Raw genomic sequence first — 12,374 nt, 5'->3', positions numbered from 1 at the left:
TAGGTAAGCCTTACTGGCCGTGAGAAGGGGGCCGATCATCGGGACCGCAAGCGTGGACGCGAAGGAACGCGGCGGGACGTCGCGCGCACGCCGCCTCGTGCTGCGCAGGCAACGGGTGCGGGTGCTCATCGCCTCCCTGCTGCTGATGGGGCACCAAGCCTGCGAGGCGCTGGTCCCGCTGGCGATCGGGCTCGCCGTGGACGAGGCCGTGGCCACCGGCGAACCGCGGGCGCTGCTGTGGTGCGTGTGCGGGCTGGTGCTGCTGTTCACCGCGCTGACCACCTGCTACCGCTGGTTCTCCCGGCTCGGCCGGGCCGCGGCGATCGACGAGTCGCACGCGCTGCGGGTCCAGCTGGCCGGCCGGTCGCTGCTGGGCTCCGGGACGCGCCGGAGGCACGGTGAGCTGCTGGCGATCGCCTCCTCCGACGCCGACCAGGTCTCCCGCGCGGTGATCTGGGTGGCCGGGCTCGCCGGGTCGATCTCGGCGCTCGGCGTCAGCTGCGTCGTGCTGCTCGGCATCGACGTGCGGCTGGGCGTGCTGCTGATCGTCACGGCGGTGGTCACCACCCTCGGGCTGAACATGGTCTCGCCGATGCTGTCCCGCCGGGTCTCCGGGCAGCAGGACGGCCTCGCCGCCGCCTCCGCGCTCGCCACCGACCTGGTGACCGGGATGCGGGTGGTGCGCGGCCTCAGCGCGCAGGACGGCGCCGTCGCCCGGTACCGGGAGGTCAGCAGGCGCGCGGAAGCCGCCGCGATCCGCGCGGGCGTCGGGCGGTCGCTGCAGCTGGGGGCGACGGTGCTGGCCGGGACGCTGGTGCTGGCGGTGTCGGTGGGTGCCGCCGGGCTGCTCGCCGTCGAGCAGGTCATCACCGTCGGGTCCTTCGTCGCCGCCGTCGGCGCGGCCCAGTTCATCGCCGAACCGCTCTCCGCCGCCGGGATGTACCTGCAGATCGGGGCGGCCGCGCTGGCCAGCGGTCGGCGCGTCGACGCCGTCCTCGACGAGCAGGAGGACGCGGCGGGCGACACCGGGCCCGCGACCGGACCGCGCGTGGAGCTGCGGCTGGACCGGGGCGGCTGCACCGGCGTCGTCGCCGAGGGCCGCGACGTCGAGCGGATCCTCGAAGTGCTGCGCGGCGACCCGGCGGGCGCGCGCAACGGGCTCACCGTCACCTGGACCGGCGGCGAACCGGACGCGGTGCACGTCGAACCGCGGCAGGCGCAGCTGTTCACCGGGACCATCGCGGAGAACCTCGCACTCGGCCGGGACACCGCGGGCGAACCCCGGCCCGCGCTGGTCGCCTCCGGCGCGGCGCCGTTCGTCGACGCGCAGCCCGACGGCCTCGACGAGCACGTGCGGGCGCGCGGGCTGAGCCTGTCCGGCGGGCAGCGGCAGCGGCTCGCGCTCGCCCGCGCGCTGCACGCCGACCCCGACGTGCTGGTGCTGGTCGACCCGACCACCGCGCTCGACTCGGTGACCGAGGAGGCCGTCGCCGACGGGCTGCACGCGCTGCGCCACGGCGACGGCGAACCCCGCACCACCGTCCTGATCACCACCAGCCCGGTGCTGCTCGCGCGCGCCGAGCGGGTGCGGTTCCTCACCGCGGACGGGGAGGTCGTCACCGGCGAGCACCGGACCCTGCTGGACGAGCACGCCGACTACTACCGAAAGGTCGTGGGATGAGCGGGACCACTCGCGCACTTCCGCTCGCCGGGGCCGTCGAGGTGCGGCGCACCGTCGCCGCCTACCTGCGCCCGCACCGCGGGCTGTCCGCGGCGATGGTGGCGACGGCCGTGCTCGCCGCGCTCGCCGGGCTGGTCGCGCCGTGGGCGATCGGCGGGCTGGTGGACGGGGTGCTGGCGGGCACCACGCCGGCGGAGATCGTCGTGCGCACCGCCGTCGTCGCGGTCGCCGGCCTGCTCAGCGCGGTGCTCACCGCGGTCAGCGCCGCCCTCGTCGCGAAGCTCGGGCAGCGGGTGCTGGCCCGGATGCGGGAGGACACCGTCTCCGCCGCGCTGCACCTGCCGTCGGCGGTGATCGAGCGCTCCGGCCGCGGCGACCTGCTCAGCCGCGTCGGCGACGACGTGGCGGTGATCAGCCAGGTCGTCGCCGCGCTGCTGGCGCCGTGGATCACCGCCCTGCTGACCGTGGCCCTGACGATGGGCGGCCTGTTCGCGCTCGACCCGTGGCTGATGGTGGCGGGGATGCTGGCGCTGCCGGTGTACGGGTTCTCGCTGCGCTGGTACCTGCCGCGCGCCGCGCGCCGCTACTCCGCGGAGCGGGCCGCGTTCGCCGACCGGGCGGAGTCGCTGGTCTCCGCGCTGGAGGGGCTGCCCACGCTGCGCGCCTACGGCGCCGAAGCCGAGCACGTCGGGCTCGTGGAGCGGTCCTCGGACCGGGCGCGCGGGCTGTCCCGCAGCGTCGTGTGGTTCTCCACCCGCTGGGGCAAGTGGATGAACATCGCCGAGCTCGTCGGGTTGTCCGCCATCGTCGTCGCCGGGTTCGTGCTGGTCGACGTGGGTGCGGCGACCGTCGGCGCGGTCACCGCGGCGGCGTTGTACTTCCACCGGTTGTTCAACCCGCTGAGCCTCCTGGTGGCCAGCTTCGACCAGGTCCAGTCCGCGTTCGCGAGCCTGCAGCGCATCGTCGGCGTCCTCGGCATCCCGCGCGAGCGGCCGGCCGGGGCCCACGACGGCGCGCCCGCCGCGCTCGTCGCCGACAGGGTGACCTACCGCTACCCGGGTTCGGCGGAGCCGGTGCTGCACGAGGTGTCGCTGCGGATCGAACCGGGGGAGACGATCGCGCTGGTCGGCGCGAGCGGTGCGGGCAAGTCCACGCTGGCGACGCTGCTGGCGGGACTGGTCGAGCCGGACGAGGGCACCGTCACCTTCGGCGGAGGCCCGGTGGCCGGGACGGGCGCGGTGCTGCTGGTGCCGCAGGAGGCGCACGTGTTCAGCGGCCCGCTGATCGAGGACCTGCGCCTGGCCCGGCAGGACGCGACGGAGGCGGAGGTCCGGCACGCGCTGGAGGTCGTCGGCGCCGACTGGATCGAGGAGCTGCCCGAGGGCGTGCACACCGCCGTGGGCGAGCTCGGCCACCCGCTCGGCCCGGACCGGGTCGCGCAGGTGGCGCTGGCCCGCGCGCTGCTCGCCGACCCGGCCGTGGTGCTGCTGGACGAGGCGACCGCAGAGGCGAGCAGCCGCGAAGCCGGCCGCCTGGAGGACGCCGCGGCCGCGGTGCTGCGCGACCGCGCCGGGCTCGTGGTGGCGCACCGGCTGCGGCAGGCCGCGATCGCCGACCGGGTGCTGGTGATGGACGACGGGCGCGTCGTCGAGTCCGGCGCGCACGACGAGCTGCTCGCCGCGGGCGGGCACTACGCGCGGCTGTGGGAGGCCTGGAGCACGCCCCGTCCGGAGGCGAAGCTGGCCCTGGAGGGCTGAGGCCGCTTCCTCGCTGCGAGATCGTTGTCACCGGTGGCTCGGCTACGGCGGCGGCGCTGTCCGCGCTGAGAGCCCGCGGGCGGCCCGGTTGATCGGGTGGTCGGCGGCTCAGCGGCTTCGCCGCGGGCAGAACCGGTACGACGCTCCCGGGAACTGGCCGTCTCGGACATCCCCGCGGGGGTGGGGGATTCCGGTGATCGTCCATTGTGGATCGGATCGGGCGGGGGCTCGTGCCGATGAAAAGTGATATCACTGTGCTACTGTGTTGCCAGGAGAACGATCACCGACGTCAGGGGGACTCATGACCGTTCAACTCGAAGACCGCGAGGCGGAGACCAGGCCGGTGCGGATGCCCGAATCCCCGGTCGTCGAACAGCAGGCGTTCCGGCTGCCCGGCGTGCTGATGGCCGTGCTCTCGCTCGTGCTGGTGCTCGGCGGTGCCGGGGTGCTGGTCCCCGGGCTCGCGGACGAAGCCGCCGCCCTGATCGCCACTGGGGTGGTGCTCGGCGTCGTCGGGCTGGTGCTCTCCGGCGGGCTCGTCGCCGTCGCGCCCGGTGAGGCGCGGGTGCTGCAGTTCCTCGGCCGCTACACCGGCACCGTGCGCCCGGCCGGGCTGCACTGGGTGAACCCGTTCAGCAGCAAGACGAAGGTCTCCACCCGGATCCGCAACCACGAGACCGCCGTCATGAAGGTCAACGACTCCGACGGCAACCCGATCGAGATCGCCTCCGTCGTGGTGTGGCAGGTCGCCGACACCGCGCAGGCCACCTTCGCGGTCGACAGCTTCGTCGAGTTCGTCGAGACCCAGACCGAGACCGCCGTGCGCCACATCGCCACCAGCTACCCCTACGACGGCGACGGGGAGCAGCCCTTCTCGCTGCGGGACAACGCCGACGAGATCACCGGCAAGCTCTCCGCCGAGATCGCGGCCCGGGTGCGGGCCGCCGGGGTCGACGTGGTCGAGTCCCGGCTCACGCACCTCGCCTACGCCCCCGAGATCGCCCAAGCCATGTTGCAGCGGCAGCAGGCCGGAGCCGTCGTCGCCGCCCGGCAGCGCATCGTCGAAGGCGCCGTCGGCATGGTCGACCTCGCCTTGCAGCGGCTGTCCGAACGCGAGGTCGTCGAGCTCGACGAGGAGCGCAAGGCGGCCATGGTCAGCAACCTGCTGGTCGTGCTCTGCGGCGACACCCAGCCCGTCGTCAACACGGGTTCGCTCTACCACTGATCGGGCGCGGGGCCGCCGGTGCGGCCCGAATCCTCGGACGGCCGAGAGAGGTGAAGGCGGGAACATGGCCGCACGCAAGGGTTTCCTGCTCCGGCTGGACCCGGCGATCCACGACGCGCTCGCCCGCTGGGCGCAGGACGAGCTGCGCAGCACCAACGCGCAGATCGAGTTCCTGCTCCGGCGCGCCCTCGCCGACGCGGGCCGGCTGCCCTCCGACGCGGGCGGGCCCGCCAAGCGCGGCAGGCCGCCGAAGTCCACATCGGAATGACGGCTCCCGGGCCGGGCGGTTCCGGCCGAACAGCCGGACCGCCCGGCCGGATGGCCGATCCGCCCGACCGGACGCCCGGGTGACGATCGATGGTGAGCCGGGGTCTCCCGGCACCCGCTGCGCACCTCGAAGGCGAACCACGATGTCCTCTCCCACCCGCACCGCCCCACCTGCCAGCACCGCGCCGCGCCGGCGGATCGGCGAGATCGACGCGGTGCGCGGCCTGGCGCTGTGCGGGATCCTCTTCGTGAACATCCCGCCGATCATGGAGATGAGCGGCATCGTCGACCAGCAGGTGCTGCCCGGGCGGCACGTCCTCGACCTGTTCGTGCAGGAGCGGTTCTTCCCGATCTTCTCGCTGCTGTTCGGCGTCGGCTTCGGGCTGTTCCTGCGCAGCGCGGGCTCCCGGCACCCGCGGCCGCGGGTGCTGCTGGTCCGCAGGCTGCTGGCGCTGTTCGGGGTCGGCCTGCTGCACTCCCTGCTGCACCCGGGGGAGGCGCTGACGCCGTACGCGCTGTTCGGGCTGGTGTTCCTGCTGCCGCTGAGCTGGGCGAACCGGTGGGTGAACCTGGTGCTCGGCCTGGGCGGGGTGAGCACCGCGCTGGTGCTGTTCGGCGGGGGCCTGCCGCTGATCCCGGGGCTGCTGGTGCTCGGTTTCGCCCTCGCCCAGCTCGGGGTCCCGGAGGCGCTGCCGCGGCTCGGCGGGTGGATCGGCGCCGTGTTCGCGCTCGCGGTGCTCGGCGCGGCGGTGGCGCTGCCGGTGCAGGAGCGGGATCCGCTGATGGCCGGGTTCGCCACCCCCTCCGGCGTGGCCGGGATCTGCCTGGCCACCGCGTACGCGACCGGGCTGCTCCTGCTGCTGCGCACGCCGCTGCGCGGGGTGCTGGGGGCGGTGCTGGAGCCGCTCGGGCGGATGGCGCTGACGAACTACGTGACCGCGACCCTGCTGCTGATCCCGCTGGGGCACCTGGCCGGGCTGCACGGGTCCAGCGCGTACGGGGCGATGGCGCTGCTGGCGACCGGCATCCTGCTGCTCCAGCTGCTGTGGAGCCGGTTCTGGCTCGCGCGGTTCCGGCAGGGACCCCTCGAATGGGCCTGGCGCTGCTTCACCTGGTGGGACGTGCAGCCCTTCCGCCGCTGACCGCGGGTACCCGCTCGATCAGCCGACCGGCGCGGGGCCGGTGAGGACGTGGCGCACGATCGGCGCGGCCCAGGCGGTGAGCTCCTCGTGGCCCATCTCGGCGACGCCCGGGTCGGCCAGCACGTAGCGGCTGGTGGCGAGCCCGATGACGAAGGCGCCGAGCAGCCCGGCGCGCTGCCGCGGGTGGTCCGGGGCGATGGCGGTCAGCCGCGGGGCCACCTGCGCGGTGAAGACCTCGCGCATCTTCTCCGCGGCGGTGGGGCTGGTCGTGGCGGCGCGCAGCAGCGCGAGGAAGGTGCCGTCCCGCTCCCACGCGGCGAAGAACCGGGGCAGCAGCGCTCCGGCCAGCTCGTCGGGGGCGAGGCCGGTGAGGTCGGGCAGGTCGAGGGTGAAGTCGGCGGCGGCCGCGAACAGCTCCTGCTTGCCGCCGAAGTACCGGATGACCAGCGCCGGGTCGATGCCGACGTCGGCGGCCACCGCCCGCAGCGTGGTGCGCTCGTAGCCGTCGGCGGCGAACCGGGCGCGGGCGGCGGCCAGCAGCTCGGCGCGGGTCTGCTCGGCGTTGCGGGAACGCGGTGCGGCCATGCCCCCAGCCTAAGTCACCGCGCGTTGACCTGGTCCGGCTGGCGTGGCTGCGGAGCAGGTCGCCAACGGTTGACTCGTGCGCCGAGGAGCCGGCCATGCTGCGAGGGCGCCGTCCCGCCGGAGAACGGGGAGCTGCAAGAGATCTGCGACCACGTGTCCGTCGACGGCGGTGCGATCGCGGTGGAGCCGGAGCGGCCGCGGGACCGATTCAGCGACCGTCCGCGACCTCGCGGCGCGGCCCGGACTGCTCCTGGTTCGTCCGGACGGTTGCCGCGCCGCGCCGCGCGCGCCGCTGCGCCGGAGTTCGTGGCGGAATGGCCGGCGCGCCGGCTCCCTGCCGCCGATCGTGCGAAGCCGGCTGCGGCCGTACGGGTGAAATGGTGGGACGCATTCCGTTGGACCGAATGCGGAAATGGGCCGCACGACCCGCTTCCTTTCCGGATGTGCATTCCGTGTCCGGCTCCGCCGGAAGGGTGGGCCGAGCGGCGGTGGTCGCGGACCGGGTGGTGGTCCCGGGTTCTCGACGGGTCCGGGACCGCTTTTCGCGCGCCCGGTGCGGTAGGGGGTTTTCGCCGCGCTGCCAACCGAAAGCGGAGCGTGACGTCGGTCGGCGCGGAAATGGTGGACGACTCCGGGGCCGAACACCGGTGCTCTGATCATCTTCCGTTAAAGTGTCTCGCGCAGGGGGGGAATGCACTTCCGCTCGTGCTCGGCAAGAGCGGAAGACGACGGTGTGTGGAAGGAGCCGTGTCCCCGGGAAGACGCCTGTTCAGGCCATCCATCGGCGAGACCTCCTGCCCGTTGCCATCCGGGCGGACGAGTCCAGCGGCCCAGGCCGCGCCCGCCGGGACGCGCGCGTTCCCGCAACACACCAGTCAGATGACCGACAACGTGGAGCGCTGTGAGTACAACAGATCCCGACAACGTCACCAAGCCACCTGGTGAGCCGCAGAGCACCTCGGAGAGATCGATCCGCTCCAGCCTGACGCTGGCGGTCACGATCCCCTGGATCGTCGTGCTGGTGCTGTGGCTGGTCTGGTGCGCGACGTTCGTCACCGACGGCGTCTACACCCGGGTGATCGGTTCCGGTGTCCGGCAGGTCTCCCTGCCCGCGGTGGCCGCGCTCGACGCGCTGCAGTCCGAACGGCGGCTGAGCCAGGACCTGGCCTCCGGCGGGACCACCGACCAGGCGGAGCTGAGCGAGCAGCAGGCCCGGACCGACGTCCTGCTGGACCGGATGAACGAGGCCGTCCAAGCCGCGATGAGCACCGCCCCGGCGGAGATCGCCGGCCCGGTCGACGAGCTCAGCGGCGAGCTGGGCAAGCTCGACCAGATCCGCGGCAGGCTCGCGAACCGGCAGATCTCGGCCGGCGAGGTCACCGACTACTACGACAACGTCTTCGACATCGCCACCGACCTGTTCGACACCCAGTCCCGACTGGTGCCGGACTCGACGACGGCGCAGGGCGGCATCGCGGGTACCGCGCTGTTCCGCTCGACCGACCTGATGTCCCGGGAAGCGGCGCTGATCTCCAGCGGCCTCACCGCCGGGCAGCTGACGCCGGAGCAGCACCTGCAACTGCTGCGCCTCAACGGTTCGTACCACTCCGAGATCGAGAAGAACGTCTCGTACCTGAAGCCTTCGGTGCAGGCGCGCTACCAGAAGCTCATCACGGAGAACCCGGACTGGGCCCGGCTCGTCTCGATCGAGAACTCCCTCATGCAGGGCGGCCCGGGCGCCGACCTCACCGAAGCGGGCGTCTCGCTGGAGGAGTGGCAGCGGCTCACCGAAGCGGTCAACCGCGAGCTCACCTCGATCACCAGCGAGCAGGTCGACCTGCTGTCCGCGGAGACCGTCGAGAACGGTGACCAGGCGATCACGATCGCCGTCGCCGGTGCCATCGCCGCCGGTCTGTTCTCCCTCGGCTTCTTCTTCTGGACGCGCCGCCGGTACCGCTCCGTCATCGACGGCTCGCTGCTGCCGCGTCTGCAGCGGCTCAGCGCGGAGGCCCGCGAACTGGCCGAGAAGACGCTGCCCTCGATGATGTCCCGCGTTCGCGCGGGCGAACGGGTCCAGGTCGAGTCCACCTCGCTGCAGGGCTACGGCGGCGACGAGATCGGCCAGGTCGCCGACGCCTTCCGCGCGTTCCAGCAGGAAGCGCTGCAGGCGGCGGTGAACGAGGCCGACACCCAGCAGGGCGCCCTCACGTTCTACATCGGACAGACCCGGCGCGTGCAGTCCGCGCTCGGCCCGCTGCCGCAGCGCCTCGACGCGCTGCTGCAGAACGAGGAGGACCCGGACCGGCTCGGCGCCCTGTTCGCGCTCGACGAATCGGTCACGCAGGCCCGGCACGTCGTGGAGAACCAGCTGGTGCTCTGCGGTGCCGCCCCCGGCCGCCGCTGGAGCAGGCCGCGGGACCTCACCGAGATCCTCCGGGCCTCCGCCGCGGAGACCAAGCACCACGACCGGCTGCGGCTGGGCCACGTGCCCAACGTCAGCGTCACCCCGGGCGTCATCGGCGACATGCTGCGCATGTTCGCGGAGCTGTTCGCGAACGCGGCGTCGTTCTCGCCGCCCGGCACCGATGTGCACGTCGAAGCGGTCTCCGTCGGCAGCGGTCTCGTCGTGCAGATCTCCGACCGCGGCGTGGGCATGACCCCGGAGGCGCGCAGCAACGCCAACGAGACCATGAAGAACCCGCCCGGCTTCGCCTCGCTGGTGAAGCTCGGTGACCGCGGCGAGCAGCTCGGCCTGTTCACCGTCGCCCAGCTCGCCGAGCGCAACGAGTGGGTCGTCGAGTTCGGCACCTCGATCTACCAGGGCGTGCGGGCCGAGATCTTCATCCCGCAGGCCCACATCGTCACCGATGAGGACGAGGAGCGCCGCGACTCGTGGAGCGGGGACGTGCCTGTGGCCAAGGCGGGCGCTCCGGCGCAGCCGCTGCCCACCCGGGTGCCGTCGGCCTCGGCGAGCACCGCCGTCGCCGAACCAGCCGTGCGGCAGCCGAAACCCGACGCGGCCCCCAGCGCGAGCACGGAAGGCAAGGACATGGAACGACCGCCGCTGCCGCAGCGGGTTCCCTACGCCGATCTGCCCGCCGGCTTCGGCGAGGACGAGCCGACCGACCGGCAGAGCGCTCCCGAGTTCGCCCCGGGCTTGATGACCTTCTTCAACGCCGACCGGCGCTCGCGCGACGAGTCCGGCAACAAGCCCGATTCCGACGACGACATGCAGTGAGGAAAGCGTGAACGAACTGATGAACTCCCGGAAGCCGGACCTGGACCTGGCCTGGCTCCTCGATCAGATGCTGGACAACGTGCCGGACACGTTGCACGCGCTGGTGCTCACCCATGACGGCCTGCCGGCGGCGTTCTCCAAGAACCTCGACCAGGACCAGGCGGACAAGATCTCGGCCGCCTGCGGCACGCTGCGCGCCACCAGCAAGGCGCTCAGCTACGAGCTGGAGGGCGGGGACATCGACATGAACCTGCTCGCCACCGAGACGATGTCCATGTACGTGCTGGCCGTCGACCCGCGGAACTCCGTGCTCGTCGTCGCGGGCCGCAGCGTCGACGCCGAACAGCTGCAGTACGAGATGCGCCGCCTGATCAAGAACGTGGGTGAGCGGCTCGGCAAGGGCGCGCGGAACCCCGTCGGTGCGGAGAAGCATTGACCGGCCCCGATCCCGACGCGTGGTACGACGACGACGCCGGCCGGATGGTGCGTTCGTACGCGCTGACCGGCGGCCGCACCCCTGACGCGGCCATCAACCTGGACCGGGCAACCCAGGTCGTGGCGACGCTGGCCGACACCGGCCGCAGCGCCGCCGCGACGCCCGAGCACGAGGCGATCCTGGAGCGCTGCGGCGCTCCGCAGTCGATGGCGGAGCTGTCCGCCGGGCTGGGCCTCCCGCTGGGCGTCATCCGGGTGCTCTGCTCCGACCTGCTCGAACACGGCTCACTCGCGCGTTCCCGCATGGTGCAGCCGCGCGACCGCGACATCTTGGAGGCAGTGCTTGCCGGACTCAACAGGCTCTGACGGCGCCACGCCCGTGATGCCGGACTCGGTGAAGCTCGTCGTCGCCGGTGGCTTCGCCGTCGGCAAGACGACCTTCATCGGGTCGGTCAGCGAGATCACGCCGCTGAGCACAGAAGAGGAAATGACCGAGGCGAGCGTCGGCGTCGACGACCTCACCGGTACCGAGACCAAGCGCACCACCACGGTCGCGCTGGACTTCGGGCGCATCACGATCTCCCAGGAGATCGTGCTGTACCTGTTCGGCACCCCGGGGCAGGCGCGGTTCGGTTCGCTGTGGACGGAGTTGTCCACCGGCGCCATCGGTGCGGTGGTGCTGCTGGACACCCGGCGGCTGGCGATGGGCTTCCCGTCCATCGACTTCTTCGAACGGCGCGGGATCCCGTTCGTCGTGGCGGTGAACTGCTTCGACAACACGGAGTTCTCGTACACGGAGGAGGAGGTCCGCACCGCCGCCGCGATGGGACCGGAGACCCCGATCCTGTTCTGCGACGCGCGGGACCGGGACTCCAGCAAGAAGGTGCTCGTCACGCTCGTGAAGCACGCCCTGCAGCAGCGGGACCTGGCCGCCGCGGCGGGCTGAGGCGCTGGGCGGGAGGGATGGGCGGGAGGGATGGGGCCGGACCTCGGCCCCATCCCTCCCGTGCTTTCCGGGGCCGGGCGCGGGGCGCAGTTCTGGTGGTCTCGGCGTGTGCTCACAGTTGCGATTCCTGCATTCCACTGCTCCGAGATCAATGCCATTGCTCCGTTCGGATCAGCCCCGGTTCGGGAACGGCTCAGAGAATCAGTTTCTGTGTTACTGCGAGTTCTGATCGCTTTGGTCCGAATGGTGCACGGGCCACCTCTCCGCTGGGCTCGCTCACATCTCTGGATGAGGTGCTGATCATCACATGTGAAATGGTGGGCGATTACCCGGATGGAGGTTGCTTCGGTGGGGTTGTGACGGCCGGTGCGCAACAACTCGGACGATAATTTCGTGCTTGACAAATGGGGTAGTCCGATCGAATGATTAGTTGGTGTTCGCAGTTCGTCCAGCGCCTGAACGGGCGGCGCCTGGTCGGACCTGCGGACGCGTGCATCCGCGCTGCTGCGGGTCGATTCGGGTGCGTCCGCTCGCGGTGTGCCAGCCGTTCTCGGCGGCGGAGGGTTGTGACATGTGTGAGAGGGGCTCGCCGAGCCCGCACGGCGGTGTTCCGGGCGCCGCCGGTGGGTGGTGCGGCTCGTGCGGACGCCGCGTGAGCGGGACGAGCGCGCGGTGGCGTTCGTCGGACGGGATTGCCGGAGTTCGTCGTCGTGGATCGTTTCGCGCTGGTGGGAAAGCTGTCGGGGCTTTCTCCGGGCGAGGTCGGCCCCGTCGGTCCGCCGGGCTCCCGGTCCGGCCGCGCCGGGCCGCTGAGGAAGGCCGCGGCGCGGCGGGCGCTCGGGTGCCGTCGGGGCGCCGGAGCGGTCCGGGGCCGGGTGCCGCACGCCCGCGGGCGTGCGGTGCCGCTGCCGGGCGCGCCCCGGCGGAAGTGGTCCGGGCGGTGGGGCGCATCGTTCTCCGCGCAATCATCCGCCATTTCGGCTGCGGTGCCCGCATCGGGACGGGGCCGAAACCCGAATTCGTCCCGGATCGCGGACCGGGAGTCGTCGGCGATCGATTCCTCGAATGGTTTTCCGCTTCTCGATCAGAATGTCCTCG

10 protein-coding genes are annotated in these 12,374 nt (G+C 72.5%); 9 read left to right on the top strand and 1 reads right to left on the bottom strand.

Going from position 1 to position 12,374, the window contains the following annotated elements; translation table 11 throughout:
* Nucleotides 1–52 precede the first annotated feature (52 nt).
* The 5 genes from H1226_RS19545 to H1226_RS19525 all read left to right on the top strand — a co-directional run bounded on the left by H1226_RS19545 (nt 53) and on the right by H1226_RS19525 (nt 6,072).
* A complete protein-coding gene (locus H1226_RS19545) occupies nt 53–1,681 on the top strand; it encodes an ABC transporter transmembrane domain-containing protein (protein WP_258341994.1) in 1,629 nt (542 codons plus the stop codon).
* Nucleotides 1,678–3,438 carry an ABC transporter ATP-binding protein gene (locus tag H1226_RS19540; RefSeq protein ID WP_258341993.1) on the top strand — a complete coding sequence of 587 codons (1,761 nt, stop codon included), beginning with the start codon at nt 1,678–1,680 and terminating at the stop codon, nt 3,436–3,438. The genes H1226_RS19545 and H1226_RS19540 overlap by 4 nt, the downstream gene beginning before the upstream one ends.
* A 301-nt stretch (nt 3,439–3,739) precedes the next feature.
* Nucleotides 3,740–4,663 (top strand): SPFH domain-containing protein, encoded by a 924-nt coding sequence (locus tag H1226_RS19535; RefSeq protein WP_258341992.1) that lies wholly within the window; start codon nt 3,740–3,742, stop codon nt 4,661–4,663.
* A 64-nt stretch (nt 4,664–4,727) separates the two neighbouring features.
* Nucleotides 4,728–4,931, top strand: coding sequence for a hypothetical protein (locus H1226_RS19530; protein ID WP_224967351.1), 204 nt, complete (start codon nt 4,728–4,730; stop codon nt 4,929–4,931).
* Nucleotides 4,932–5,073: 142 nt separating this feature from the next.
* Nucleotides 5,074–6,072 (top strand): DUF418 domain-containing protein, encoded by a 999-nt coding sequence (locus H1226_RS19525; RefSeq protein WP_258341991.1) that lies wholly within the window; start codon nt 5,074–5,076, stop codon nt 6,070–6,072.
* An 18-nt stretch (nt 6,073–6,090) separates the two neighbouring features.
* On the opposite strand, the gene H1226_RS19520 is transcribed toward H1226_RS19525, so the two are convergent.
* Nucleotides 6,091–6,657, bottom strand: a complete 567-nt coding sequence (locus H1226_RS19520; protein ID WP_258341990.1) for a TetR/AcrR family transcriptional regulator — start codon at nt 6,655–6,657, stop codon at nt 6,091–6,093.
* A gap of 901 nt (nt 6,658–7,558) precedes the next feature.
* Here H1226_RS19520 and H1226_RS19515 point away from each other — a divergent pair.
* From H1226_RS19515 to H1226_RS19500, 4 genes are read left to right on the top strand one after another with little or no spacing between them, the layout of a single operon-like run.
* Complete coding sequence (locus H1226_RS19515; protein ID WP_258341989.1) at nt 7,559–9,895, top strand: nitrate- and nitrite sensing domain-containing protein; 2,337 nt, start codon at nt 7,559–7,561, stop codon at nt 9,893–9,895.
* Between the two features lie 7 nt (nt 9,896–9,902).
* Nucleotides 9,903–10,331, top strand: coding sequence for a roadblock/LC7 domain-containing protein (locus tag H1226_RS19510; RefSeq protein WP_258341988.1), 429 nt, complete (start codon nt 9,903–9,905; stop codon nt 10,329–10,331).
* Entirely contained in the window at nt 10,328–10,696 is a 369-nt protein-coding gene (locus H1226_RS19505) for a DUF742 domain-containing protein (RefSeq protein WP_258341987.1), read from the top strand. The genes H1226_RS19510 and H1226_RS19505 overlap by 4 nt, the downstream gene beginning before the upstream one ends.
* Nucleotides 10,697–10,712: 16 nt before the next feature.
* Nucleotides 10,713–11,276: a GTP-binding protein gene (locus tag H1226_RS19500; protein ID WP_258341986.1), complete on the top strand. Its 564-nt coding sequence runs from the start codon at nt 10,713–10,715 to the stop codon at nt 11,274–11,276.
* Nucleotides 11,277–12,374: the final 1,098 nt, after the last annotated feature.

It is taken from the genome of Saccharopolyspora gregorii (assembly GCF_024734405.1).
Classification (GTDB): Bacteria; Actinomycetota; Actinomycetes; order Mycobacteriales; family Pseudonocardiaceae; genus Saccharopolyspora_C; species Saccharopolyspora_C gregorii.
This window is presented reverse-complemented; position numbering and strand designations above follow the sequence as displayed.